This window comes from Sanguibacter sp. A247 (assembly GCF_052324925.1).
Classification (GTDB): domain Bacteria; phylum Actinomycetota; class Actinomycetes; order Actinomycetales; family Cellulomonadaceae; genus Flavimobilis.
The window spans coordinates 152,429-177,909 of sequence record NZ_JBQPRE010000002.1 but is presented as its reverse complement, the minus strand read 5'-3'; the positions used below and the strand labels follow the sequence as shown (position 1 = coordinate 177,909).

25 protein-coding genes are annotated in these 25,481 nt (G+C 70.3%); 9 read left to right on the top strand and 16 right to left on the bottom strand.

What is annotated here, in order from left to right:
* Positions 1 to 14: 14 nt before the first annotated feature.
* Positions 15 to 428 (top strand): MmcQ/YjbR family DNA-binding protein, encoded by a 414-nt coding sequence (locus tag ACTVCO_RS04950; RefSeq protein WP_443727303.1) that lies wholly within the window; start codon positions 15 to 17, stop codon positions 426 to 428.
* Positions 429 to 462: 34 nt separating this feature from the next.
* Here the strand turns inward: ACTVCO_RS04950 and ACTVCO_RS04945 are convergent, their stop codons facing one another.
* The 4 genes from ACTVCO_RS04945 to ACTVCO_RS04930 all read right to left on the bottom strand — a co-directional run bounded on the left by ACTVCO_RS04945 (position 463) and on the right by ACTVCO_RS04930 (position 2,705).
* Positions 463 to 645 (bottom strand): hypothetical protein, encoded by a 183-nt coding sequence (locus ACTVCO_RS04945; protein WP_443727302.1) that lies wholly within the window; start codon positions 643 to 645, stop codon positions 463 to 465.
* A gap of 157 nt (positions 646 to 802) precedes the next feature.
* Positions 803 to 1,330, bottom strand: coding sequence for a 2-C-methyl-D-erythritol 2,4-cyclodiphosphate synthase (ispF, locus tag ACTVCO_RS04940; RefSeq protein ID WP_443727301.1), 528 nt, complete (start codon positions 1,328 to 1,330; stop codon positions 803 to 805).
* The gene (locus ACTVCO_RS04935; RefSeq protein WP_443727300.1) at positions 1,327 to 2,106 is read right to left on the bottom strand and encodes an IspD/TarI family cytidylyltransferase; all 780 of its coding nucleotides are present in this window, start codon (positions 2,104 to 2,106) and stop codon (positions 1,327 to 1,329) included. The genes ispF and ACTVCO_RS04935 overlap by 4 nt, the downstream gene beginning before the upstream one ends.
* 116 nt (positions 2,107 to 2,222) lie before the next feature.
* Positions 2,223 to 2,705: a CarD family transcriptional regulator gene (locus ACTVCO_RS04930; RefSeq protein ID WP_443727299.1), complete on the bottom strand. Its 483-nt coding sequence runs from the start codon at positions 2,703 to 2,705 to the stop codon at positions 2,223 to 2,225.
* A 217-nt stretch (positions 2,706 to 2,922) separates the two neighbouring features.
* Between ACTVCO_RS04930 and ACTVCO_RS04925 the strand changes: the two genes are divergently transcribed.
* Entirely contained in the window at positions 2,923 to 3,402 is a 480-nt protein-coding gene (locus tag ACTVCO_RS04925) for a hypothetical protein (RefSeq protein ID WP_443727298.1), read from the top strand.
* 89 nt (positions 3,403 to 3,491) lie between these two features.
* Here the strand turns inward: ACTVCO_RS04925 and pstB are convergent, their stop codons facing one another.
* The 6 genes from pstB to ACTVCO_RS04895 all read right to left on the bottom strand — a co-directional run bounded on the left by pstB (position 3,492) and on the right by ACTVCO_RS04895 (position 9,829).
* Positions 3,492 to 4,271: a phosphate ABC transporter ATP-binding protein PstB gene (gene pstB, locus ACTVCO_RS04920; protein ID WP_443727297.1), complete on the bottom strand. Its 780-nt coding sequence runs from the start codon at positions 4,269 to 4,271 to the stop codon at positions 3,492 to 3,494.
* 21 nt (positions 4,272 to 4,292) lie between these two features.
* Positions 4,293 to 5,366: a phosphate ABC transporter permease PstA gene (pstA, locus tag ACTVCO_RS04915; RefSeq protein WP_443727296.1), complete on the bottom strand. Its 1,074-nt coding sequence runs from the start codon at positions 5,364 to 5,366 to the stop codon at positions 4,293 to 4,295.
* Positions 5,366 to 6,400 (bottom strand): phosphate ABC transporter permease subunit PstC, encoded by a 1,035-nt coding sequence (pstC, locus tag ACTVCO_RS04910; RefSeq protein WP_443727295.1) that lies wholly within the window; start codon positions 6,398 to 6,400, stop codon positions 5,366 to 5,368. The genes pstA and pstC overlap by 1 nt, the downstream gene beginning before the upstream one ends.
* Before the next feature lie 157 nt (positions 6,401 to 6,557).
* The gene (gene pstS, locus ACTVCO_RS04905) at positions 6,558 to 7,703 is read right to left on the bottom strand and encodes a phosphate ABC transporter substrate-binding protein PstS (protein WP_443727294.1); all 1,146 of its coding nucleotides are present in this window, start codon (positions 7,701 to 7,703) and stop codon (positions 6,558 to 6,560) included.
* Between the two features lie 210 nt (positions 7,704 to 7,913).
* Complete coding sequence (locus ACTVCO_RS04900) at positions 7,914 to 8,636, bottom strand: winged helix-turn-helix domain-containing protein (protein ID WP_443727293.1); 723 nt, start codon at positions 8,634 to 8,636, stop codon at positions 7,914 to 7,916.
* Positions 8,633 to 9,829 (bottom strand): sensor histidine kinase, encoded by a 1,197-nt coding sequence (locus ACTVCO_RS04895; protein ID WP_443727904.1) that lies wholly within the window; start codon positions 9,827 to 9,829, stop codon positions 8,633 to 8,635. Before ACTVCO_RS04895 ends, ACTVCO_RS04900 begins: the two co-directional genes overlap by 4 nt.
* A 223-nt stretch (positions 9,830 to 10,052) precedes the next feature.
* Here ACTVCO_RS04895 and phoU point away from each other — a divergent pair, with 223 nt between their 5' ends.
* Positions 10,053 to 10,706: a phosphate signaling complex protein PhoU gene (phoU, locus tag ACTVCO_RS04890; RefSeq protein ID WP_443727292.1), complete on the top strand. Its 654-nt coding sequence runs from the start codon at positions 10,053 to 10,055 to the stop codon at positions 10,704 to 10,706.
* Positions 10,707 to 10,989: 283 nt separating this feature from the next.
* Here the strand turns inward: phoU and ACTVCO_RS04885 are convergent, their stop codons facing one another.
* Positions 10,990 to 11,730 (bottom strand): phosphoglyceromutase, encoded by a 741-nt coding sequence (locus tag ACTVCO_RS04885; RefSeq protein ID WP_443727291.1) that lies wholly within the window; start codon positions 11,728 to 11,730, stop codon positions 10,990 to 10,992.
* A gap of 1,278 nt (positions 11,731 to 13,008) precedes the next feature.
* A complete protein-coding gene (gene mshA, locus ACTVCO_RS04880; RefSeq protein WP_443727903.1) occupies positions 13,009 to 14,247 on the bottom strand; it encodes a D-inositol-3-phosphate glycosyltransferase in 1,239 nt (412 codons plus the stop codon).
* A gap of 198 nt (positions 14,248 to 14,445) precedes the next feature.
* Between mshA and ACTVCO_RS04875 the strand changes: the two genes are divergently transcribed.
* A complete protein-coding gene (locus ACTVCO_RS04875; RefSeq protein ID WP_443727290.1) occupies positions 14,446 to 14,751 on the top strand; it encodes a (2Fe-2S)-binding protein in 306 nt (101 codons plus the stop codon).
* 24 nt (positions 14,752 to 14,775) lie between these two features.
* Here the strand turns inward: ACTVCO_RS04875 and ACTVCO_RS04870 are convergent, their stop codons facing one another.
* Positions 14,776 to 15,873 carry a lactonase family protein gene (locus ACTVCO_RS04870; RefSeq protein ID WP_443727289.1) on the bottom strand — a complete coding sequence of 366 codons (1,098 nt, stop codon included), beginning with the start codon at positions 15,871 to 15,873 and terminating at the stop codon, positions 14,776 to 14,778.
* An 83-nt stretch (positions 15,874 to 15,956) separates the two neighbouring features.
* Positions 15,957 to 17,213 (bottom strand): ROK family protein, encoded by a 1,257-nt coding sequence (locus ACTVCO_RS04865; protein WP_443727288.1) that lies wholly within the window; start codon positions 17,211 to 17,213, stop codon positions 15,957 to 15,959.
* Positions 17,214 to 17,278: 65 nt separating this feature from the next.
* Here ACTVCO_RS04865 and xylA point away from each other — a divergent pair, with 65 nt between their 5' ends.
* Both xylA and xylB read left to right on the top strand, forming a co-directional pair.
* Positions 17,279 to 18,466 carry a xylose isomerase gene (gene xylA, locus ACTVCO_RS04860; RefSeq protein WP_443727287.1) on the top strand — a complete coding sequence of 396 codons (1,188 nt, stop codon included), beginning with the start codon at positions 17,279 to 17,281 and terminating at the stop codon, positions 18,464 to 18,466.
* A 219-nt stretch (positions 18,467 to 18,685) separates the two neighbouring features.
* Complete coding sequence (gene xylB / locus ACTVCO_RS04855; protein ID WP_443727286.1) at positions 18,686 to 20,143, top strand: xylulokinase; 1,458 nt, start codon at positions 18,686 to 18,688, stop codon at positions 20,141 to 20,143.
* 162 nt (positions 20,144 to 20,305) lie between these two features.
* Here the strand turns inward: xylB and ACTVCO_RS04850 are convergent, their stop codons facing one another.
* Both ACTVCO_RS04850 and ACTVCO_RS04845 read right to left on the bottom strand, forming a co-directional pair.
* Positions 20,306 to 20,638, bottom strand: coding sequence for a histone-like nucleoid-structuring protein Lsr2 (locus tag ACTVCO_RS04850; RefSeq protein WP_443727285.1), 333 nt, complete (start codon positions 20,636 to 20,638; stop codon positions 20,306 to 20,308).
* 174 nt (positions 20,639 to 20,812) lie between these two features.
* The gene (locus ACTVCO_RS04845) at positions 20,813 to 20,998 is read right to left on the bottom strand and encodes a hypothetical protein (RefSeq protein WP_443727284.1); all 186 of its coding nucleotides are present in this window, start codon (positions 20,996 to 20,998) and stop codon (positions 20,813 to 20,815) included.
* 402 nt (positions 20,999 to 21,400) lie between these two features.
* On the opposite strand from ACTVCO_RS04845, the gene chvE reads away from it, so the two are divergent.
* The 3 genes from chvE (at position 21,401) to mmsB (ending at position 25,364) form a co-directional block, all read left to right on the top strand.
* Positions 21,401 to 22,543: a multiple monosaccharide ABC transporter substrate-binding protein gene (chvE, locus tag ACTVCO_RS04840; protein WP_443727283.1), complete on the top strand. Its 1,143-nt coding sequence runs from the start codon at positions 21,401 to 21,403 to the stop codon at positions 22,541 to 22,543.
* A 74-nt stretch (positions 22,544 to 22,617) separates the two neighbouring features.
* Positions 22,618 to 24,177, top strand: coding sequence for a multiple monosaccharide ABC transporter ATP-binding protein (gene mmsA / locus ACTVCO_RS04835; RefSeq protein ID WP_443727282.1), 1,560 nt, complete (start codon positions 22,618 to 22,620; stop codon positions 24,175 to 24,177).
* Positions 24,174 to 25,364, top strand: a complete 1,191-nt coding sequence (gene mmsB / locus ACTVCO_RS04830) for a multiple monosaccharide ABC transporter permease (protein WP_443727281.1) — start codon at positions 24,174 to 24,176, stop codon at positions 25,362 to 25,364. The genes mmsA and mmsB overlap by 4 nt, the downstream gene beginning before the upstream one ends.
* The last annotated feature ends 117 nt before the right edge of the window (positions 25,365 to 25,481 follow it).

Genomic DNA, 25,481 nt, shown 5'->3' with positions numbered 1-25,481 from the left:
CGGACGGGGCCGGCGTGGACGACGCCGGCGTGGACGAGGCCGGCGTGGACGAGGCCGCGCCGTCCGTGCGGTCGCTGCGTGAGCTCGCGCTCACCCTGCCGGACGCGCGCAGCGACTTCCCGTTCGGGTCGGGTGCCGAGGCCTTCCGCATCCACGGCCGCATGTTTGCACTGCTCACGCGCACTGCTCGCGTGAGCGCCGAGCACGCGTTCGTCAACCTCAAGGTCGAACCTGCGCTCGTGGACGGGCTCATCGCCGCGCACGACGACATCCTCCCCGGCTGGCACATGAACAAGCGCCACTGGGTGTCGCTCGTCCTGCACGACGGGCTCGACCCGGACCTCCTCGAGCAGCTGCTCGAGGACTCCTACGACCTTGTCGTCGCGAAGCTTCCCGTGCGGCTACGTCCTGTGACGCACCAGCGCTGAGCGCCGCGGCCGAGCAGGGCGTGCTGCGGCGCGCTCAGTCCGCGCCGGGCTTGCGCCGAGGGCGCAGTGCGAAGGACAGGAAGATCGACGCGCCGACGAGCCACGCGACCGCCGTGACGGGATCAGATCCCCACGGGCGCACCGCCTCGCGGTACGCGAACCACAGGAGCATGGCCCCGGCGAGGAACGCCACGACCCGGGCGCCGTTCGTCTGCATGCATCCTCCTTCGGCGTGCACGGTCTCACGAGCATCTTGCCCGACGGCGCAGGGTGCGCGCACGCGCGTCCTAGGGTTCGAGCAGCGTCGAGGGTGCGCCCCGGCGGCAACGACGCACGTCGGGGCGTGTCAGGGCGTCGGGACGCGTCGGGGCGTGTCAGCCCGCGTCGGGACGCACCGCGACGACGAGCGCCGTCGCGATCGCGCAGATCCCCTCGTCGCGGCCCGTGAACCCCAAGCCGTCCGTCGTCGTCGCGCTCACGGTGACCGGCGCGCCGCAGGCCGCGCTCAGCGCCGCGGCCGCCTCGGCCCGACGCGGACCGAGCCGCGGCCGCTGCCCGACGACCTGGACCGCGACGTTGCCGATCTCGAAGCCCGCAGCCCGCACCCGCCGCGCAGCTTCGGCAAGCAGCACCGTGCCCGCCGCACCGGCCCACTCGGGCTCGGCGGTCCCGAAGTTCGATCCGAGGTCACCGAGGCCCGACGCCGAGAACAGCGCGTCCGCAGCCGCATGAGCCGCAGCATCCGCGTCGGAATGGCCCGCGAGCGGCCGGTGGCCGGGCCAGACGAGGCCCGCGAGCGCGAGGTCGCGCTCGTCGTCGTCGCCCGCCCACGCGTGGACGTCGACCCCGATGCCCGTGCGGGGCAGCGGGAGAAAAGCGCGGGGCACGTCGGCCTGGGTCATGCGGGGACCTCCTCGTCGTGTGCCGCGTGGTCAGCGAGCAGCACCTGGGCGAGCGCGAGGTCGCGCCGCGTCGTGATCTTCATCGCGAGGTCGTGCCCCGCAACCGCATGGACGACGTGGCCCGCCCGTTCGACGAGCGTCGCGTCGTCAGTTGCGGCCGTGGCCTCATCGGAGCCGTCGACGCCCGCAGCGCGCGCGGCCGCGTGCGCAGCCTCCAGGGCCCCGCGGTCGAAGCCCTGCGGTGTCTGGACGATCCCGAGGCCGGTGCGCGCCCGCGCACCGAGCGTCGGTGCGCCGCCGTCGGGCAGCCGACCTCCCGCGAACGCGCCGTCCGCGACGGCCTGGAGCGAGTCGACGACGGGCACGAGCGGGGTGACGGCGACGTGCCCGGCGGCGACCGCCTGAGCGACACGCGCGATGACCTGGGGCGGAGTGAGCGCACGCGCAGCGTCGTGGACGAGCACGGTGCCGTCGCCGGGGGGCAACGCCGCGAGACCAGCGGCGACCGACGCCTGACGGCTCACCCCGCCCGGGACAACCGTGAGTGCGGGCGCGGATCCGTCGGGCAGGGCAAGGCCGCCCAGAGCCGCGCGCACGTCCGCGACGTGCGCGGACGGCGCCGTGACGACGAGCGTCGTCACCTCGCCCGACGCGAGCAGCCGCTGCGCGGCGTGGACGAGCAGGGGGACGCCGTCGAGCGGGACGAGTGCTTTCGGGAGCGTCGACCCGAGGCGCGAGCCGGAGCCGGCTGCCAAGAGGATCGCTGAGCGGAGCATGCCCCGAACCTATCGCGCCGCCCGACCGCCGACGCCCCTCGAGGGTGCTCGCCACAGTGCAAGAGCCCCGCACCGACGAACGGTGCGGGGCTCTGCGGATGCTGCTCGTGCGCGCGTCAGGACGCGAGCACCTCGTCGAGGATGCCCTCGGCCTTCTCCTCGTCGGTGTGCTCAGCAAGCGCGAGCTCCGAGACGAGGATCTGACGCGCCTTGGCGAGCATGCGCTTCTCGCCGGCCGAGAGGCCACGATCTGCGTCACGACGCGAGAGATCACGCACGACCTCGGCCACCTTGATGACATCGCCCGAGGCGAGCTTCTCAAGGTTGGCCTTGTAACGGCGCGACCAGTTGGTCGGCTCTTCCGTGTACGGGGCGCGCAGCACCTCGAAGACCTTCTCGAGGCCTTCCTGGCCGACGACGTCGCGGACGCCCACGAGGTCGACGTTCTCGGCCGGGACCTCGATCGTCAGGTCGCCCTGGGCGACCCTGAGCTTGAGGTAGACCTTGTCCACGCCCTTGATGGTCCGAGTCTTGATCTCTTCGATCAGTGCAGCGCCGTGGTGCGGGTAGACAACGGTCTCTCCCACTGAGAAAGTCATTGGATTGGATCCCCTTTCGCGGACGGCCATCCTACCACGAAAAACGGCAGAATCTCGGGCGACTTCCGCCCTCCGGGCCGCCGTGCGCCCGGCCGCGGCCCAGCCCTCACCACCGGAGCACTACAGTGGGCGCGGGACATCCGTACCAGACGATCGCCGCGCCGACCCGGGACCCTTGGTCCGCAGCGCGCCCCGGACTCAGCCAACAGGAGCACACGTGAACCGCCTGCAGACCCGCACCCGCCGCGGGGCCGCCGCCGCCCTCTCCCTCGCCGTCGTCGCAGGGCTCGCCGCATGCTCGCCGCTCACGACCGACCTGCCCTACGCGGCCTCCGACGGCATCCGCGTCGACGTCGCCCCCGGCGTCATCGTGCAGAACCTCCTCGTCATCGCAGCCGACAAGGGCGCGCCCGGCGCGATCCAGGCCGGCCTCGTCAACAACAGCGCCACCGACATCACTGTCGCGATCGGCGTCGAGCGCTTCGACGTCGCCGCGGGCACCACGACCGTCGTCGGCGGCCCGAGCGGCACCCCGTCGCTCATCACCTCCGTCAGCGTCGCACCGGGCGCGGTCCTGCCCCTCGCCGTCGGGACGCCCGAGTCCGCGACCGAGGTCCCCGTCCCCGTGCTCGACGCCACGCACCCCGAGTACGCGGCGCTCGTGCCCACCGAGGGCACCGAAGGCACCGAGGGCTGAGACCCCCCACCGCCACGCACGACGACGGCCAGCCGCGATGGGGTGCGGCTGGCCGTCGTCGTGTCCGGGGCAGAGCCCCGGACATCAGCTCACCCGAAGCGGCCCGAGATGTAGTCCTCGGTCGCGGGGACCGAGGGCGACGAGAACATCGTCGGCGTGTCCGCCATCTCGATGAGCTTGCCCGGCTGCCCCGTCCCGGCGATGTTGAAGAACGCCGTGCGGTCCGAGACCCGCGCAGCCTGCTGCATGTTGTGCGTGACGATGACGATCGTGTACTCGTTCTTCAGGTCGCTCATGAGGTCCTCGATCGCGAGCGTCGAGATCGGGTCGAGGGCCGAGCACGGCTCGTCCATGAGCAGCACCTGCGGCTCGACCGCGATCGCGCGGGCGATGCACAGGCGCTGCTGCTGCCCCCCCGAGAGCGACGAGCCCGGCTTGTCGAGACGGTCCTTGACCTCGTTCCACAGGTTCGCGCCACGCAACGATCGCTCAACCGTGTCCGCCGAGTCCGAGCGCGACATGCGCTTGTTATTGAGACGCACGCCCGCAAGCACGTTGTCCGCGATCGACATCGTCGGGAACGGGTTGGGACGCTGGAAGACCATGCCCACCTGGCGACGCACCTGCACCGGGTCGACCTCCGGCGCGTAGAGGTCCTGACCGTCCATCACGGCCCTGCCCTCGACGCGCGCGCCCGGAATGACCTCGTGCATGCGGTTGAGCGTCCGCAGGAACGTCGACTTGCCGCAGCCCGACGGCCCGATGAGAGCAGTGACGGAACGCGGCTCGATCTTCATCGAGACGCCCTCGACCGCAAGGAAGTCACCGTAGTAGACGTCGAGATCCTCGACATCGATGCGCTTGGACATTCTGGGAACCTTTCCGGAGCCTCAGCGGCTGGACTTGGGGCGGAACGCCCGGCTGATGCCACGCGCCACGAGGTTGAGCAGCATGACGATGAGAATGAGGGTGAGCGCCGCAGCCCACGCCCGGTCGACGCCGACGCCACCCTGCTGATACTGCGAGTAGGCGAACACCGGCAGGGTGGCCATACGGCCCTCGAACACGTCCCAGTTGGTGCGCGTCACCATGCCGACCGTGATGAGCAGAGGAGCTGTCTCGCCGATGACGCGGGCGATCGCGAGCATGACACCGGTGACGATTCCGGCGATCGAGGTCCGCAGGACGACCTTGATGATCGTCAGCCACTTGGGCACGCCCAGCGCGTACGCGGCCTCGCGTAGCTCGTTCGGCACGAGGCGCAGCATCTCCTCGACCGAGCGGATGACGACGGGCGTCATGAGGACCGCGAGCGCAACCGCACCCATGAGGCCCGACCGGTAGGCCGGTCCCATGACGAGCGTGAACAGCGCGAACGCGAAGAGGCCCGCGACGATCGAGGGAATGCCGGTCATGACGTCGACGAAGAACGTGATGCCGCGCGCGAGCGCGCCCCGGCCGTACTCGACGAGGTAGATCGCGGTGAGCAAGCCGATCGGGACCGAGATGAGCGTCGCGGCAAGCGTCACCATGAGCGTCCCGACGATCGCATGCGCCACACCACCCGACGTCATGTCGCCGAAGACACCCACCATGTCCGTCGAGAGGAACGCCCCCGAGAACAGGACCATGCCGCGGCTCACGACGGTCCACAGCAGCGACACGAGCGGGATGAGGGCGAGCAGGAACGCGACCGTGACGAGCGTCGTCGCGAGACGGTCCGTCGCGCGACGCGGGCCCTCGACGTAGCGGGCGACGCTCGTCAGAGCGATCGCGTGCAGGAGCGCGGTGAGCGCGACGACCGTCGTCGGCGTGGGCTCGCCCGCCAGGGCGATAACCCCCCACGCGACGAGCGCCGAGCCCACGAGCGAGGCCCACGGCGCCCACCGGGGCAGGCGGTTGCCCGTCAACGAGAGCGCCGAGCGCTCCGACGTGGGCCCCGCAGAGGCAGTGGCGAGAGACATCAGTTCGCTCCGGAGAACTCGGCCCGACGGGCAATGATCCACCGAGCGGCCATGTTGACCGCGAGAGTGATGACGAAGAGCGCAAGGCCGGTCGCGATGAGCACCGAGACCGAGAGGCCGGACGCCTCAGGGAACTTCGCGGCGATGTTCGCCGCGATCGACTGGTGCTGACCTGGCTTGAGCAGGAACAACGAGAACAAGTAGCCGGGCGACAGGATCATGAGGACCGCCATCGTCTCGCCCAGTGCGCGGCCCAGGCCGAGCATCGAGGCCGAGACAAGGCCCGAGCGACCGAAGGGCAGGACGGCCATGCGGATCGTCTCCCAGCGCGTTGCACCCAGTGCGAGCGCTGCCTCCTCGTGGAGGAGCGGAGTCTGGAAGAAGATCTCGCGCGCGACCGCGGTGATGATCGGGATGATCATGACCGCGAGCACGGTCGCAGCAGCGAGCACGTTGCGCGCCGGAGCCGTGTAGCCCGCGAAGAGCGGGATGAAGCCCAACGAGTCCGAGAGCCAGCGGAAGATCGGGTCGAGCACGGGGGCGAGCCAGAGCGCGCCCCACAGGCCGTAGACGACCGACGGGATCGCGGCGAGCAGGTCGATGATGTAGCCGAGCGCCTGCGCGATGCGGCGCGGCGCATAGTGCGTGATGAACAGCGCGATGCCGATCGACAGCGGAACCGCGAGCGCGAGCGCCAGGAGCGCCGAGAGCAGCGTCCCGAAGATGAGCGGTCCGACGTACTCGAGCAGCGACGCGCCATTCAGCCACGAGATCGTCCCGAGCTCCTCGCGGCTCGCGGTGAGCGCCGGCCAGGCCCTCATGACGAGGAAGCCCGCGACCGCGGCCAGGACGACGAGGATGAGCACACCCGTCGTCCCCGAGACGCCCTTGAAGATGCGGTCCGCGACGCGCGAGAAGCCGCTCGCACGAAGCGAGAGCAACCCTCCGCCCGCACCGGGCTGGTTGGGCTCGGGGGCCGCGTGGTCCACGGCCGTCGGCCCGGGCGGCGCCCACGCCTGAGTGTCGTCGTGCATGTCCTCGTCCATCGTCGCTGCCGCCGTCCGGCGGCCGTACGCCGGCGTCCCCGAAGGGACGCCGACGGTGGCTGTCACAACCCCGCGAGGGGCAGGCCCACCGCCCTCGCCGGCGGCATCCAGGCGGGGGTCGCCGGGGAGGGAGGTGGGCACAGGATCACTTCGCCGAGATCGAGTCGATCGCGGCCTGGATCTTGGTGCGGAGCTCACCCGAGATCGGTGCGGAGCCCGCGACGTCGGCACGCGCGGCACGCTGCTGGCCCTCGTCCGAGGCGACGTAGGAGAGGAACGCCTTGACGTTCGTGGCGTCCGCGGCGTTCTCGTAGACCGAGCACGCGATGTCGTAGGAGACGAGGACGAGCGGGTAGGCGCCGTCAGCCGTCGTCGTGCGGTCGAGCTCGATGACGAGACGCTTGTCCGTCGCGTCCTCGGCGGCCGGCGACGCGTCGACGACCTTGGCCGCAGCCTCGGCGGAGTACGGCACGTACGCCTCCCCGACCTTGACGGCCACGGTGCCGAGGTCACCGGCGCGCGAGGCGTCGGCGTAACCGATCGTGCCCTCGGCAGCCGAGACCGTGTCGACGACACCCGAGGTGCCGTTACCGGACTGGCCGCCCGAGACGGGCCAGTCGCCCGACGGCTCGTGCGTCCACGCGCCCTCGCCAGCAGCGGCGAGGTACTCGGTGAAGTTCTCGGTCGTGCCCGACTCGTCGGAGCGGTTGACCGGGATGATCGCGAGGTCCGGGAGCTCGACGCCCTCGTTCTGCGCGGCGATCGCCGGGTCGTTCCACTTCGTGACGTCGCCGTTGAAGATCTGCGCGATCGTCTTGGCGTCAAGGTTGATGTGGGCGGCCGAGACCGACGGCAGGTTGTAGATGACCGCGATCGGCGAGATGTAGACGGGAAGCTCGAGCGCCTCGCCGCCGTAGCAGCGCGTCTGGGCCGCCGTGAGCTCTTCAGGCTTGAGCGCCGAGTCGGAGCCCGCGAAGAGCGTCGAGCCCGCAAGGAACTGCTCGCGGCCCGCGCCCGAGCCGGCCGCGTCGTAGGAGAACTGCACGTCCGGGGCGAGGTCCGCGAAGCCCGCGGCCCAGCCCTCCATGGCCTTGCCCTGCGACGAGGCGCCGGCGCCCGCGAGCGTGCCGCTCAGCTGGGCGGGGGCCTCGGAGGTCGTGTCACCGGAACCGGTGGAGCCGGTGGCGCCGGGGGTCGTCCCGTTCGAGTCGCTGCAGGCGGCGAGAGCGAACGCGAGGGCGCCGACGGCTACGAGGGACCCGGCGCGACGGCTGGTGCGGCTGATGCTCACTGGAGATCCATCCTGAAGTCTGTCCGTCGCAGGTCTTGTGCCTGCGATCCGTCCATGACGCTAAGCAGCCAAGATGACCCGCTCAGGTGGCCTCGGTGAACCCGCGGTGAACAGCCCCCGAAGTCGTCGGACGCCTCGCGCGCGCACAGAACACAGTGAAGGGGGCCGCCCCGGCAGCGCCAGGACGACCCCCTCCTCGTCGTTGCCGACTCAGTCGTCGGTCAGCTTGTAACCGAGGCCGCGCACCGTGACGAGCAACGTCGGGCTGCCCGGGTCCACCTCGATCTTCGCCCGGATCCTCTTGACGTGAACGTCGAGCGTCTTCGTGTCACCCACGTAGTCCGAGCCCCACACGCGGTCGATGAGCTGGCCGCGCGTGAGCACGCGGCCGACGTTGCGCATGAGCAGCTCGAGGAGCTCGAACTCCTTGAGCGGGAACGCGACAGGCTCACCGTCCACGGTGACGACATGACGGTCCACGTCGAGGCGCACGTTGCGCGCCTCGAGGACCTCGTCATCGTCGGCAACCTCGGCGCGCGCGCTCGTCGCAGCCGCCGTCGCAGCCGTGACCTCCGCGTGACGGCGCAGGACGGCCCGCATGCGGGCGAGCAGCTCGCGGAACGAGTAGGGCTTCGTCATGTAGTCGTCGGCCCCGATCTCGAGACCCACGACCTTGTCGATCTCACCGTCCTTCGCGGTGAGCATGATGACGGGAACGTTCGACCGCAGGCGCAGCTCGCGGCACACCTCGATGCCCGAGAGCCCGGGCAGCATGAGGTCGAGCAGGACGAGGTCGGCGCCGCCGTCGTCGAATGCCGTGAGCGCGTCGGGGCCCGTTCCGACGGCGACAACCTCGAAGCCTTCGCGTCGCAGCTGGTACGTGAGCGGTTCGGCGTAGGACTCTTCGTCCTCGACGACCAGGATGCGGGTCATGCGTCCTCTTCCTCCTCAGCGGCCGGCCCGGCAGGCGCCAAGGCTTCGGTCGGCCCGGCAGGCGCGATATGCGCCGCCGGGATCTTCATGGTGAACGTCGAACCCTGGCCCGGCTGGGACCAGATGGTCATCTCACCGCCGTGATCAGCGACAACATGCTTGACGATGCTCAGGCCCAAGCCGGTCCCCCCGGTCTCGCGCGAACGCGCCGGATCGACGCGGTAGAAGCGCTCGAAGATGCGGTCCTGGACGTCACGCGCGATCCCCACACCCTGGTCGACGACCGAGATCTCGACGAAGTCGAGCGCCCTACGGACACCCACCGAGACCGACGAGCCGTCCGGGGAGTAGTTGACGGCGTTGTCGAGCAAGTTCCGCAGCGCCGTGACGAGCAGGTTGTGGTCGCCGTACACGGCCGCGTCAAGGTCGCCCGCGCTCGCGAGGCGAATGTTCCGGCCCGTCGCCGTCGTGCGCGCACGATCGATCGACTCCTCGACGATCCCGCGCACCGCGACGGCCTGCACCTGCGTGAGCGCACTCGCCGACTGCAGCCGCGAGAGCTCAATGACCTCGTGGACGAGCGCACCCAGACGCGCCGACTCCTGCTGCATGCGCCCCGCGAAGCGGCGGACCGCCTCGGGGTCGTCGGCCGCGTCGTGCACCGTCTCCGCGAGCAGCGCGAGCGCACCCACGGGCGTCTTGAGCTCGTGAGAGATGTTGACGACGAAGTCCCGCCGGATCGCCTCAAGGCGCCGCGCCTCCGTGCGATCTTCCGCGAGGACGAGCACGTTCCGGCCGTCGACCTGGGCGACCCGCACCTGCAGCAGGACGTCACCGCGGCCCGACGGCCCGCGCGGCAGCTCGATCTCGACGTCGAGGATCTCCCCCGTGCGCCGCACCTCCGCAACCATGTCCTCGACCGCGCGGTGCGCGAGCGCGTCGTGCCGCACGAGACCGAGCGCATACGCGGGCGCCGACGCCCGCACGATCTCGTCGGCCTCGCCGACGACGACCGCCGCCGAGCGCAGCACCGCGAGCGCCCTGACGAAACCCTCGTCAAGATCAGCCGGCGGCCCAACCGGCGCCACACGCTCGCGCCGCTCGTTCCACAAGAACAGGAGCGTCGCGAACACGCCCGTGACGAGGCCGACGATGCCGGCGATCACGAAGAAGAGTCCGTCCACGTGCCCCAGCGTAGGCGGGCCCTACGCGTCCATGTGACCGCGCGAGGCTTGGACGACGGTTGCTCGCTCGAAGTTCACCAAGGGCGCGTCTGCCGTTCACCTTGAGGTAGCCGCACGCTGTGACAGTGAGGCGGGGCCGTCATGCCCCCGGCCACCCTGGCCGCGCAACCGCGCCCGGCACCATGTGCCAGGCCGAGCCGGCCTGCGGCCGACAACGATGAAGGAAGTGGACATGCGCGAGATCTTCGAGGCAGAGCTGCGGCAGATCGGCGACGACCTCGCCGCGATGGCGCGACTCGTCGAGTCGGCGATCAAGGACGCCGGGACTGCCCTGCTCGAGGCTGACCTCGAGCTCGCACAGTCCGTCGTCGAGAAGGACGGCGAGATCGACGCGCTCGAGCGTGACCTCGACGAACGGTGCGTGCTCCTGCTCGCACAGCAGGCCCCGGTCGCGACAGACCTGCGCGTCGTCGTCTCCGCCCTGCGGATCTCGTCGACGCTCGAGCGCATGGGCGACCTCGCCCGGCACATCGCGCAGATCGCACGCGGCCGCTACCCGCGGCCCGCCGTGGCCGGCGAGGTCGCGCTGACGTTCGCGCAGATGAACACCGCGGCCGTCGCGGTCGCCGAGCGCGTGACGCAGCTGCTCGAGTCACGCGACCTCAAGCTCGCGCACAAGATCGAGCGCGACGACGACCAGCTCGACGCCCTCCACCAGGACACATTCGCAGCCCTGCTCGGCGGCGGCTGGTCCGGAACCCCGCAAGAGACGGTCGACGTCACCCTGCTCGGCCGGTACTACGAGCGCTTCGGCGACCACGGCGAGTCGGTGGCTCGCCGCATGCTCTTCCTCGTCACGGGCGCATTCGAGGCCGCAGAGGCCTGACCTTCCCGCGCTCGGCGAATCGAACGCTGGCGTGACCGTCGGCGAGCCGACAACGTCCACGACCGACAACGTGCGCGTCGCGGGCCTCTCCCTGCTGTGGGGCCCCTTCCGCTCCTGGCTGCGCTGGGCACCTTCTGCTCCTGGCTGCGCTGGGCACCGCAGCAGCTCTCGCCTCATGCTCGGATGACCGTTCGCCGCACGAGAGGGCGGGGGCGCGGCCCGCAGACGACGAGACCCCCGGGAGCGATGCTCCCGGGGGTCTTGGCCGACAGTCGTCAGACGGTCACTTCTTGCCCTGGTTGGCGACAGCCTTGATGGCCTCCGCCGCAGCGTCGGGGTCGAGGTACTCGCCCGGCTTCACCGGCTTGAGGGTCTCTTCATCAAGCTCGTACACGAGCGGGATGCCCGTCGGGATGTTGAGGCCCGCGATGTCCTCGTCCGAGATGCCGTCGAGGTACTTGACGATCGCGCGCAGCGAGTTGCCGTGCGCGGCGACGAGGACGGTCTTGCCGGCCTTGAGGTCAGGAACGATCTCGGCATCCCAGTACGGCAGGGCGCGCTCGAGGACGTCCTTGAGGCACTCGGTGAGGACCTGCGGGGCGTCCGCGTAGCGCGGGTCAGCGTCCTGCGAGAACTCCGAGCCGACCTCGATCGCGGGCGGCGGGACGTCGTAGGAACGACGCCAGAGCATGAACTGCTCCTCGCCGAACTCGGCAAGTGTCTGGGCCTTGTCCTTGCCCTGGAGCGCACCGTAGTGACGCTCGTTGAGGCGCCAGTTGCGCTTGACGGGGATCCACAGGCGGTCCGCGGCGTCGAGCGCGAGGTGCGCGGTGTTCATCGCACGGCGCAGGAGCGACGTGTGGACGACGTCCGGGAGGACGCCGGCGTCCGTGAGGAGCCGGCCGCCGCGCTTCGCCTCCTCGACGCCCTTGTCAGAGAGGGCCACGTCGACCCAGCCGGTGAAGAGGTTCTTGGCGTTCCACTCGCTCTCGCCGTGGCGGAGCAGCACGAGGGTGTAGGTCATGGTTCCTATTGTGACGCACGCGCGGAGCGGCGCGCGGGGGACCTCGGTCCGTGGGACGTCAAACGTCGGCAACCGGCCGGGCGCCGCGGCGCGGCACGACTCCGATCCGCGCGCCGGAGACGCGCGGCGAGCTAGTTGCGTCCAGGCACCCCTTGGGGGTGCCCAGACGCAAGCAACTCACCGGCGCCGGGGACGCGCGACGAGTTAGTTGCGTCCAGGGACCCCTCAGGAGTGCCCGGACGCAAGCAGCCGGGAGCACGCTCCCGAACGCCCACACACATCCCACACGCACCCCGGCACGACGCCGATCAGCGCGCCGGGGCACGCGCGACGAGCTGATTGCGTCCCGGCACCCCCAGGAGGGTCGAGGACGCAAGCAACTCCCCAGGGCCGGGGACGCGCGGCGAGTTGGTTGCGTCCAGGGACCCCTTGGGGGTGCCTGGACGCAAGTAGCCGGGAGCACGCTCACGAACGCCCACACACATCCCGCACGCACCCCGGCACGACGCCGATCAGCACGCCGAGGCGCGCGCGACGAGCTGATTGCGTCCAGGCACCCCCAGGAGGGTCGAGGACGCAAGCAACCTGCCAGGGCCGGGGACGCGCGGCGAGTTGGTTGCGTCCAGGGACCCCTTGGGGGTGCCTGGACGCAAGTAGCCGGGAGTCGGCTGGACGACGGGGAGGACCCGCGGGAAGGGCCCGCGGGACGGGGACGCGCGGCAAGTTAGTTGCGTCCGGAGACCCCTTGGGGGTGCCTAGACGCAAGCAGCCGTGAGCACACTCACGAACGCCCACACACATCCCGCACACACCCCGGCACGACGCCGATCGGCACGCCGGGGACGCGCGGCGAGTTGGTTGCGTCCAGGGACCCCTTGGGGGTGCCTGGACGCAAGTAGCCGGGAGTCGGCTGGACGACGGGGAGGACCCGCGGGAAGGGCCCGCGGGCCGGGGACGCGCGGCGAGTTGGTTGCGTCCAGGGACCCCTTGGGGGTGCCTGGACGCAAGTAGCCGGGAGTCGGCGGGACGACGGGAAGGACCCGCGGGACGGGGACGCGCGGCGAGTTGGTTGCGTCCAGGGACCCCTTGGGGGTGACTGGACGCAAGCAGCCGGGAGCCGGCGGGACGACGGGAAGGGCCCGCGGGAAGGGCCCGCGGGCCGGGGACGCGCGGCGAGTTGGTTGCGTCCAGGGACCCCTTGGGGGTGCCTGGACGCAAGCAGCCGGGAGTCGGCTGGACGACGGGGAGGACCCGCGGGAAGGGCCCGTGGGCCGGGGGTCAGCCGTGGCGGGCTCGGCGAGCCTTCGTCGCCTCGCGGTAGACGTCGAGCATCCCGCGCGCCGCGACATCCCAGCCGAACCGCGCACCGACACCGAGCGCTCCCTCGCCCAGGCGCGCGCGCAGCGCATCGTCGCGGAGCACGCGATCAAGAGCGCGCGCCCACGTGCGCGGATCATGACCGTCGACGAGCAGACCCGAGACCTCGTCGACGACGACGGTCCGCAGCCCACCCACAGCGGTCGCGACGACGGGCGTGCCGCACGCCTCGGCCTCGGCCGCGACCAGACCGAACGACTCCGAGTGCGACGGCATCGCGACGACGTCCGCGCTGCGGTACCAGTCCGCGAGCGCCGCACGCGCGACCGGCGGACGGAACAGGACGTGGTCGCCCACCCCGAGCCGGTCGGCAAGGACGGCGAGCTCGCGCACGGCCGTCGGGCGGCCCGACGGTCCCCCGCACACGACGATCCACGGAACCGGACGCCCCTGCGCACGCAGCTCGGCCGCCGCCTCGATGAGCGTGTCCGGGCCCTTGAGCGGCTGAACTCGCCCGACGAACAGGACGAGCGGCCCGTGCGGGAGTCCGAGCTCGTCGCGCAGCGCGGGGTTCGCCGCACCGCGCGGACCGGGCAGGCCGTGGAAAAGATCGAGGTCCGCGCCCGGCGCGACGACGTGCACGCGCTCAGGGGCCGCGCCGTACAGGTCGCGCAGCTCGGCGGCCTCGTCGGGCGTCGACGCGACGAGCGCGTCGGCCGCCTCGACGACCTGCTCCTCGCCGACGACGCGACCGTGCGGCTCGGGCACGTCACCCGGCGCGAGCGCGGCGTTCTTCACCTTCGCCATCGTGTGCATCGAGTGCACGAGCGGAACGTCCCAGCGGTCCGCGGCGAGCCAGCCGACCTGCCCCGAGAGCCAGTAGTGCGAGTGCACGACGTCGTACCAGCCCGGCCGGCGCGACGCCTCGGTGCGCAGGACGCCCGCCGTGAACGCGCACAGCTGCCCCGGCAGGTCACCCTTGTCGAGGCCCTCGTACGGACCGGCCGGGACGTGGCGCACGAGCACGCCGTCACCGGCCTCGTGGACGTCGGGCTGCGTCGACCTTGTCGCGCGCGTGAAGATCTCGACGTGCGCTCCGAGCTCCGCCAGTGCGCGCGCAAGCCCCGTGACGTACACGTTCATGCCACCCGCGTCGCCCGTGCCGGGCTGCGCGAGGGGCGAGGTGTGGACCGAGAGCATCGCCACCCGGAGCCCGTCAGCGCGCACGACCTCACCGGGGATCGCGTGCGGGGGCACGCTGCGAAGCTCGTCGGATGCCATGCCCTCAGTATCTGCCAGTCGGCACGCCCCCGGGAGCCCGGCAGGCGAGACGCCGCTCACTCCGACAGGGGCCGGAAGTCCTAGATGATCCCGTGTTTAATCCGCCAGAGTTGTCCCATGACCGCTTCTGGTGAGACGACACCGAACCCGCTCGAGGCTCTGCGCGCGAAGCTCGCCGAGGAGCCGATGGCCGTCGACGCCGAAGCGCCCGTCGTGGACGCCGCGACCCTGCCCGACGACTACATCGTCTGCCACTGCACGAACGTCACCGCCGGTGAGCTGCGCGGGCTCATCCACGAGGCAGGCTGCTCGTCTCTCGACGAGATCCAGCGCTGCACACGCGCAGGTGGCTCGTGCGGCAAGTGCGTCCCGCTGCTCACCGAGGTCGTGACGATCGAGCTGGGCCGCGCAGGTATCGCCTAGCTCCGACCGCGTCGGCGTCGAGGCTCAGGCCTCGACCACGCACGACGGCCGCACGGGCAGGTCGAGTCGCCCGACGATCTTGCCCGTACCGTCGGCCGCGATGCGCAGCGCCTCGAGGCAGGCGCCGCCCTGCGACGCGACGAGCACGAGATCGCCGTCCACGCTGCGCGACGCCGCCGCGATGAGCGCGTGATGCCGCGGCCAGGTCGCCCCGAGCTGCGTGTCGGCAAGGTGTCGCAGCACGCACGGCCGGCCCTCCGCGTCACGTTCGACTGCGAACGTCGCGATGACGTCCGGCCCGCGCACCCCCAGGTACAGGCGCGTGCCGTCGGGTGAGAGCGAGATGTGCGCGGGGAAGGTGCCCTTGTCTGACGGGGGCGTCGTGCACGCGGGCCACGAGCCGACCGCGACCCCCGCGGCCGAGCCGTCGACGAGGTACGCGGTGACGGTCGAGTCGAGCTCGCCCGCGACGAACGCGACCCCCTCGGGGTGGAACGCGACGTGGCGCGGGCCCGAGCCGGGCGCTGCGTGCGCCGCGATGCCGTCGGCCTCGACCCGGACGACGCTTTCGGAGCCCTCGAGACGCAGCGAGTAGCGGCGCAGCCCGTCGGTCCCCAGGTCAGCAACCCACGCGTACTCGCCGCCGGGCAGCTCCCACGCCGAGTGCACGTGAGCCGCCTCCTGGCGGTCGGCGTTGGGCCCGGAGCCGAGGTGGACGTGCGTGACGCCGTCACCCGTCGGGCGTCCGTCGACGTCGAGCGGGATGACCGTGAGCGTGCCCGTGCCGTAGTTCGACACAAGGAGTGATCCGTCGTGCGGGCCCGCAACGATCGCGAGGTGGCACGGGTAGTCGCCGCCCGCGCTCAGCCGCGCCACCTCGGTGAGTGCGTCGCCGTCGACGTCGTACGCGACGACGATGCCCTGGGTGGTCTCGCTCGTCGCCCACAGGGTGCGGCCCGACGGGTGGAGCTCGACCCACGACGCGTGCGGGAGCTCGGCGGCATTGCCGCGGTCGACGAGCGTGCCGTCGGGAAGAAGGTCGACGCGTCGCACACCCGAGGGCTGCTCGGGGGCGTCGTCGCTGGTCGGGTACGTTCCGAGCCACAGGCGCACGGGGTCCACGGGGGTCCTTCCGGTCGGGCGGCCACGGCCGCCGGGATGCTCACCCGATCATGGCAGGACGAGCGCCGGCGGGCATGGGCGGCTCAGGGAGCGAGGAGCGCGGCGGGGTTGGCGATGAGTCCGCGCAGCACCTCGACGGCCCCGCCCGTCATCGCCGCCTCAGCGCCGACGACCGAGGACTCGACGACGAGGTCGGGACGCGGCGCGGTGAGGACCCGGGCCTCGAGCTGCTCGGTCACGTGCACGTGGAGGTACGGCGTGAGGGGTCCGTAGACGCCTCCGAGCACGATGTGCGCGACATCGGTGAGGTTGACGAAGGTCGCGAGGGCGACGCCGAGGGCCCAACCACCGCGTTCCAGTGCGGCGAGCGCGGCCGGGTCGCCTGCGTCGGCCTGTGCGCACAGGTCGCTGATGGGCCCGAGCCGGTCGAGGCCGGCCGCGACCATGAGCGAGTCCTTGCCCGCGTAGGCCTCGAGGCAGCCGCGGGAACCGCACACGCACGCGGGCCCGCTGGGCTCGACGGTTGTGTGGCCGAGCTCGCCCGCCCACCCGCGTACGCCGCCGAAGACGGCGTGGTCGTGCACGAGCGCGCTACCGATCCCGACCTCACCGGAGACGTAGAGGAAGCTGGGTTCGCGTCGACTGCGGGCCCGCCACTCCGCAACCGCCGCGACGTTGGCCTCGTTCGTCACGGTGACGCCGAGCCGGTCGAAGGGGGCGACGTCGCGCAGCGCCGCGAGGTCGACGTCGGCCCAGCCAAGGTTAGGTGCGAGGCGGAGCCTGTCGGCGGCGGGGTCGACGAGGCCGGGCAGGGCGAGGCTCGTGCCGACGACGTCGACGCCGCGGGACTCGAGGTCTGCGACGACGTCGCGTGCGTGGGCGGCGAGCTCCGCGAGCACGGTGGCAGGGTCGGAGCTGTGGTGGTCTCCCGGGACGACGAGGTCGGCGAGGATCTCGCCGGCCAGATCGACCGCGCGCACGCCGAGGTAGTCGACGTTGACCTCGAGCCCGAGGCCCGCGAGCGTGCCGCGTGCGGGGGTGAGAGGCACTGCGGGGCGACCGGCCGAGCCGGTCTGCACGGGTTCTCCCTCGGCGAGGACGCGCCATGCGACGAGCGAGTCGACGAGCGCGGACACGGTTGCGCGGGTGAGTCCGGTGGTCACCGCGAGGTCGGCTCGTGAGACCGGGCCGTCCGCATCGAGGACACAGCCGAGGACGAGCGAGAGGTTGTGGGCGCGCAGGCTTCCTTGGCGCGCCGCGGTGCCGCGGCCTGTGCCGCGCCCGTGGGCGCGGCCGGAGGCGGCCTGAGCGCCAGGCGGCCTCGATGTGCTCGTCGACATGGGTTGACCATACCGCCGGACGGCGATAAGTTCATCCACAATACAAATCTCGACGAGGAGACCCCATGTCGCTCAAGCCCACCCCCGCTGACAAGTTCTCGTTCGGTCTGTGGACCGTCGGCTGGAACGCCCAGGACCAGTTCGGCTCCGCAAGCCGCCCCTGGCTCGACCCGGTCGAGTCCGTCCACCGCCTCGCCGAGCTCGGCGCGGCCCACGTGACCTTCCACGACGACGACGTCGTCCCCTTCGGCTCCGACGCCGCCGAGCGCGACCGCATCCTCGCGCGCTTCAAGAAGGCGCTCGACGAGACCGGCATCACCGTCGAGATGGTCACCACCAACACCTTCTCGCACCCCATCTTCAAGGACGGCGCGTTCACCTCCAACGACCGCCGCGTGCGCCGCTACGGCCTGCGCAAGGTCCTGCGCAACGTCGACCTCGCCGCCGAGCTCGGCGCCGACACCTTCGTCATGTGGGGCGGCCGCGAGGGCGCCGAGTACGACTCCGCCAAGGACCTCTACGCCGCGCACGACCGCTACGCCGAGGGCATCGACACGGTCGCTGCCTACATCAAGTCCAAGGGCTACGGCCTGCGCATCGCTCTCGAGCCCAAGCCGAACGAGCCCCGCGGCGACATCCTTCTGCCGACCGTCGGGCACGCGCTCGCACTCATCGAGAAGCTTGAGAACGGCGACATCGTCGGCCTCAACCCCGAGACCGGCCACGAGCAGATGGCAGGCCTCAACTACACGACGGGCCTCGCCCAGGCGCTGTGGGCAGACAAGCTCTTCCACATCGACCTCAACGGCCAGCGCTCGATCAAGTACGACCAGGACCTCGTCTTCGGCCACGGCGACCTCTTCAGCGCCTTCGCGACCGTCGACCTCCTCGTCAACGGCTTCCCGGGTGGCGGCCCCCGCTACGACGGCCCCGTCCACTTCGACTACAAGCCCTCGCGCACCGAGGACTTCACGGGCGTGTGGGACTCGGCCGAGGCCAACATGCGCACCTACCTCCTGCTCAAGGAGCGCGCACTCGCCTTCCGTGCCGACCCCGAGGTCCAGGAGGCCCTCGAGGCCGCCGGTGTGCTCGAGCTCTCGCAGCCGACCCTCGCCGAGGGCGAGACCCTCGACGCGTTCCTCGCCGACACCTCGGTGTACGAGGAGCTCGACGTCGACGAGGTCGCGGCCCGCGGCTTCGGCTTCGTCCGCCTCAACCAGCTCGCGCTCGAGCACGCCATCGGCGCGCGCTGACACACTCGTGCCGGGGCTTCTCCGTCAGCCCCGGCACGCATGCTCGCCTGCCGGCCCCTTCCGGGCTCGACACGGCCGGCGCAGCCGGGCGGCCCTCCCTCGGGAGGGCCGCCCTCCGCCACATTGAGGCGGCTCTCCCACCCCGGCCGCGCAGGCGCCCTCCCCGGGCGCCGCACTCCCGCGTCCGCTCCCCCACCCCTTCGCAGCATTGGATCGCACATGCCTCTCGTCGCCGGTGTGGACTCGTCCACGCAGTCCTGCAAGATCGTCATTCGCGACGCCGCAACCGGCGCGCTCGTGCGCGAGGGCCGCGCCTCGCACCCCGACGGCACGACCGTCGACCCGCAGGCGTGGTGGGACGCGCTCGTCGCTGCCGCAGCTGACGCCGGCGGCCTCGACGACGTCGCCGCGATCTCGGTCGGCGGCCAGCAGCACGGCATGGTCGTGCTCGACGCCCAGGGTCAGGTCATCCGCGACGCGATGCTGTGGAACGACACGTCCTCGGCCCCCGACGCAGCCGATCTCATCGCCGAGCTCGGTGACGGCGACGTCGCCCGTGGCGCGCAGGCCTGGGCCGACGCCGTGGGGTCCGTTCCCGTCGCGTCGTTCACGGCGACCAAGCTGCGCTGGCTCGCACGGGTCGAGCCTGAGAACGCCGCACGCGTCGCGGCCGTGTGCCTCCCGCACGACTGGCTCACGTGGCGCCTGCGCGGCGCCCCCTCCCTCGAGGAGCTCACGACGGACCGCTCCGACGTCTCGGGCACGAGCTACTGGTCGCCTCGGACGGGCGAGTACCGCCGCGACCTGCTCGCACTCGCGCTCGGCCGCGACGATGTCGTGCTGCCGCGGGTCCTTGGCCCCGCGGAACGCGCGGGCACGACGAACTGCGACCTCACGCGCGGCGCCGTCGTCGGTGTCGGTGCGGGCGACAATGCGGGTGCCGCGCTCGGTCTCGGGCTCGGCGAGGGCGACGTCTCCGTCTCGCTCGGGACCTCGGGCGTCGTCGCAGCTGTCGCGACGGTTCCGACGGCTGACGCCTCGGGCCTCGTCGCAGGATTTGCCGACGCCACGGGTCACTTCCTGCCGCTCGTGTGCACGCTCAACAGCTCACGCATTCTTGATGCGGCGTGTCGTGTTCTGGGCGTGGATTACGACCGTCTCGCTGAGCTCGCGCTCTCCGCTCCCGCAGGCGCGGACGGTCTCGTGCTCGTTCCCTATCTCGAGGGCGAACGCACCCCCAACCTGCCCGACGCAAGCGCCTCGCTCCACGGCATGACGCTTGCTAATGCGACACCCGCACACATGGCGCGCGCGTTTATTGAAGGCATGCTCTGCGCCTTGGCCGACGGCCTTGACGAAATCGTCCGGCACGGGACTACGCCGCGTCGTGCGATTCTTGTCGGCGGCGGCGCCAAGTCCCCTGCCGTTCGCCAGATCGCTCCTGTCGTCCTGGGAATCGACGTCGTCGTTCCTCCCGCAGGCGAATATGTGGCCGACGGCGCCGCACGCCAGGCCGCGTGGGCGCTCGTCGGCGGGGAGCAGCCACCCGCGTGGAGCGAGCTCGCTGACGCGGGTGAGATCCGGCCCGCAGACACCTCAGAAGCCGGGCGCGCCGCGACGACGCTCGTGCGGGCCCGTTACGCCGAGGCACGTACGCACGTGCTCGACCGCGCCTGAGGCGCCCCGGGGGGCGTGCTCGCTCGCGGCCCCCTGACAGGTGAGGCGCGGGCTGTGGCCCAGGGATCGATGGTCCCGCGACGCGAGCGGGGCCCGACGACCAAGGTCGTCGGGCCCCGCTCGCGTGGTCCCGTCCGCGTGACGAGCCAGCCTGAGCTCAGATCAGTGAGCCGCCTCGTAGGCGGCGCGGATCTCCGCGGAGATCCGACCGCGGTCGCTCACCGTCATGCCCTGGGCGCGCGCCCACTCACGCATGACGGTGGCATCGCTCGACCCACGACGGCGCGAACCACGCACCGCCGGGGTTGCGCGGCCTGCGCGGGCGACGCGACGCCCGTGCCCCACCCAGGGGGCGAGTGCAGCACGCAGATCGGCTGCATTCTTGTCATTGAGGTCGATCTCGTACGTGACTCCATCAAGCCCGAAGGTGACGGTCTCGGTGGCCTCGCCGCCGTCGATGTCGTCTTCGAGAATCACCACTGTCCTCTGTGCCATTTCCGTCTCCCGTTGCTGCATCGTGTGATGGGTTGCCTCATTATGTTCACGCGGACGCAGTGTCGTCAAAAGATTCTTGACGGCTGTGGAGATCACGGTATAGCCACGTATTCCGGCGAGTTCTTCACGGCCGGTCCGTGAGACACGGGGGGCAGCAACGCTGCGCCGGGGGAATCAGCGCTCGCGCGAAGCAGCGTTATGAGCGGGAATGGCAACGCCGTCCTGCTCGGCCTCGAAATGGGCGAGAGCCTCGCGCTCGCTCCGGTCGGCACGGAGGATTGCGCGCATGCACAGCCAGAAGAGCGCGCCGACGCCGACCGAGGGAACGAGTGCGCCGATGGCGTTGAGGATGGTGTCCACCCGTCCATCGTACGACCCTCGCCTCGTGGCCCGAGCGGCCGTGCGCGAGGCGTAGACGACACACCGATGCCTCCATCGTTCGAAGTCATGAGGGACGCAATCACCCGTGCTCATGTGCGCATCGACGACGTTCGGGGCACGTCAGCCTGGTCGATACCGGATCGTTACCTCGGCGGGACTGTTGGAACCTCGCCGATCTCGATATGTTCAGTGGCACAACAAACCACAGACGCTTGCGTTCAAGGGTTGAACGCAGCAACATGTGACACGGACAACGTCCGCACAGTCGCGGACCCCGACCGCCTCATCGCCGAGGCACAGCAGTGCAACGCAGCACCCCGTATCACCGAGCCCTCTGGCTCACCTGAAAACGTGAACACCCGACGAAGGGACCACACCACGATGTCCAGGACCACCAAGCTCGTCGCCCTTGCGGCCGCCGCGAGCCTCACCCTCGGCCTCGCAGCATGCTCCTCCGAGCGTGCCCCAGAGACCCCCACGCCCGGTGCCGGCGGCGAGACGAGCAAGGCCGGACCCACGGCCGGCGGCCTCATCGGCATTGTCATGCCGACCCGCTCCCTCGAGCGCTGGAACAACGACGGCAAGCACCTCGACGACCTTCTCAAGAAGGCCGGCTACGAGACGTCACTCCAGTACGCCGACAACAAGGTCGACCAGCAGATCTCCCAGATCGAGACGATGGTCAACCAGGGCGCCAAGGTGCTCGTCGTTGCATCGATCGACGGCGAGGCCCTCGGCAACGCCCTCGAGTCAGCAGCAGCCAAGGGCATCAAGGTCATCGCCTACGACCGGCTCATCAACGGAACCGAAGCGGTCGACTACTACGCGACGTTCGACAACTACAAGGTCGGCCAGCTCCAGGGCGAGTTCGTCAAGGAGAAGCTGGGACTCGACACCGAGGCTGGCCCCTTCAACCTCGAGCCCTTCGCCGGTTCGCCCGACGACAACAACGCCAAGTTCTTCTTCTCCGGCGCGTGGGACGTCCTGCTCCCCTACGTGACGGAGGGCAAGCTCGTCGTCCCGTCCGGCAAGGCACCCAAGACGAACGACGAATGGCAGTCGATCGGCATCCTCGGCTGGGAGTCCGCCAAGGCCCAGGCCGAGATGGACAACCGCCTCAACGCGCACTACGGCGACAAGAAGGTTGACGTCGTGCTGTCGCCCAACGACTCGCTCGCACTCGGCATCGAGCGCGCCCTCGAGACCAAGGGCTACAAGCCGGGCTCTGACTGGCCGATCGTCACCGGCCAGGACGCTGACAAGGCCAACGTCATCAACATGCTCGCCGACAAGCAGTCGATGACCGTGTGGAAGGACACCCGCACCCTCGGCGACCAGGTCGCCAAGATGGTCGACCAGATCGTCAAGGGCGAGACCGTTGAGGTCAACGACACGGAGACCTACAACAACGGCAAGAAGGTCGTCCCGTCCTTCCTGCTCCCCCCGCAGGTCGTCACGAAGGACACCGTCCAGTCGGCGCTCGTCGACTCGGGCTTCTACAAGGGCTCTGACCTCGGCCTGTGATCGCTCGCGGCGCCGGGGCTCAGCCCCGGCGCCGCGTCGGTTCACCCCCACGAGTACGACGACGAGGACGAGAGATGGAAGACCTGGCAACGCACAGCACGATCCTCGAAATGCGCGGCATCACGAAGACCTTCCCCGGTGTCAAGGCGCTCGAGAACGTCACCCTCGAGGTTCGCCGTGGCGAGGTCCACGCGATCTGCGGTGAGAACGGCGCCGGCAAGTCGACGCTCATGAAGGTGCTCTCCGGGGTCTACCCCCACGGGAGCTACGACGGCGAGATCCGCTTCGAGGACGAGCCGTGCGAGTTCAAGAACATCCGCGACTCCGAGGAGCGCGGCATCGTCATCATTCACCAAGAGCTCGCGCTGAGCCCCCACCTCTCGCTCGCAGAGAACATCTTCCTCGGCAACGAGCGCCAGAAGGGCGGCGTCATCGACTGGACCCGCACCAACCGCGAGGCCGCCCTCCTGCTCGCCCGCGTCGGACTCTCCGAGCACCCCGACACCCTCGTGCGTGACATCGGCGTCGGCAAGCAACAGCTCGTCGAGATCGCCAAGGCACTGTCCAAGCAGGTCAAGCTCCTCATCCTCGACGAGCCCACCGCGGCGCTCAACGACGAGGACTCTGCCCACCTCCTCGACCTCATGCGGTCGCTCCAGGGCCAGGGCATCACCTCGATCATCATCAGCCACAAGCTCGGCGAGATCACCGCGATCGCCGACTCGACGACCGTCATCCGCGACGGCCAGACGATCGAGACCCTCGACATGGCCGGAGCCGAGCCCGTCACCGAGGACCGGATCATCCGCGGCATGGTCGGGCGCTCGCTCGACCAGCGCTACCCCCCGCACGAGTCCCACCCCGGCGACGAGGTTTTGCGCCTCGAGGACTGGACCGTCGAGCACCCGATCATCCACGATCGCCTCGTCGTCGACCACGCCAACCTCACGGTGCGCGCAGGCGAGATCGTCGGGCTCGCAGGCCTCATGGGCGCGGGACGCACCGAGCTCGCGATGAGCGTCTTCGGCCGTGCCTACGGGCGCAACCACACGGGCCGCGTCCTCATCAACGGCAAGGCGACCGAGCTCCGCTCGGTCCAGTCAGCGATCCGTAGCGGCCTCGCCTACGTGAGCGAGGACCGCAAGCGTTACGGCCTCAATCTCATCGAGGACATCAAGCGCAACATCGCCGCCTCCGCCCTCGGCAAGCTCTCTCGCTGGGGCGTCGTCGACGGCGGGCGCGAGGTCACGGTCGCAGAGAAGTACCGCACCGACCTCAACATCAAGACGCCGACCGTCGACGCCCTCACGGGCAAGCTCTCGGGCGGCAACCAGCAAAAGGTCGTCCTCGCGAAGTGGATCTTCACCGACCCGGACGTCCTCATTCTCGACGAGCCCACCCGCGGGATCGACGTCGGGGCCAAGTTCGAGATCTACCAGATCATCAATGCCCTCGCCGCAGAGGGCAAGGCGATCCTCATCATCTCCTCCGAGCTCCCCGAGCTCCTCGGAACGTGCGATCGCATCTATGCCATGAGCCAAGGCCGCATCACCGGTGAGGTGGATCGCGCTGAGGCCGACCAGGAGACGCTCATGCGCCTCATGACCAAGGAAAAGGAAGGGGCGGACGCGTGAACGCGCTGACGCAGTACCTCAGCCGCAATGTGCGGGATTACGGCATGATGGCGGCCCTCATCATCATTGTCATCGTGTTTCAGGTCCTCACCGACGGCAAGATCCTCGAGTCGTCGGCGATGGCAAGCCTCATCACGCAGAACGCCTACGTCTTCATCCTCACCATCGGCATGGTCATGGTCATCGTCGCGGGCCACATCGACCTCTCGGTCGGTTCGGTGGTCGCGTTCGTCGGTGGCGTCACCGGGTGGCTCATGATCAACCAGGGCCTGCCCTGGCCACTCGTCGTCGTCATCGCCATCGGTGTCGGTGCGCTCGTCGGCGTGTGGCAGGGCTTCTGGATCGCCTACATCGGCATCCCGGCGTTCATCGTCACCCTGGCCGGCATGCTCATCTTCCGCGGTCTCGCAATCGTCATCGCCGGCACGACGATCTCTGGGTTCCCCCAGGGCTTCAACGACGTCGCAGGCGGCTACATCCCCGCGTGGCTCGGCTTCACCGGCCCCTTCGACCTGCTCACCCTCCTCATCGGCATCGTCGCCATCGTCGGCCTCATCGTTGCGGGCCTGCGCAAGCGTGCCACGCTGCGGCGCGAGGGCCTGAACAACGAACCCATGGTCGCGTGGATCGTCAAGACGGTCGTCATCTCGACGCTCATCGGCTTCGTCACCTACAAGCTCGCCACGAACGTCGTCGCGAACCCCGAGAGCACCGGAACGCCGATGGTCCTCATCATCGTCGGTGCGCTCGTCCTCGCCTACACGTTCGTCATGGGCCGCACGGTCTTCGGTCGTCACATCTACGCGATCGGTGGCAACCTGCACGCTGCCGTGCTCTCGGGTGTCAACACCAAGCGCGTCAACTTCATGATCTTCGTCAACATGGGCATCCTTGCCGGCATCGCGGGCGTCGTCACGACCTCACGTGCTGGCGCCGCAGTCGCCTCCGCAGGTGTGAACTTCGAGCTCGACGCGATCGCCGCTGCCTTCATCGGTGGAACGGCCGTCACAGGCGGTATCGGCAAGGTCTCTGGCGCCATCATCGGTGCGCTCATCATGGGCGTGCTCAACATGGGTCTGTCGATCATGAACGTCCCCGCCGAGTGGCAGCAGACCGTCAAGGGCCTCGTGCTCCTCGCGGCCGTCGCCTTCGACATCCTCAACAAGCGCAAGTCCGCCGTGGCCTGATCGCCACTGCCCCACGACGAAGGGTCCGGCACCGTGAGGTGCCGGACCCTTCGTCGTCGGTCAGTGCCCGCACTGCTCGGTGCCTGCGCCCCCGTCGCGGGGCGCAGGCACCGAACG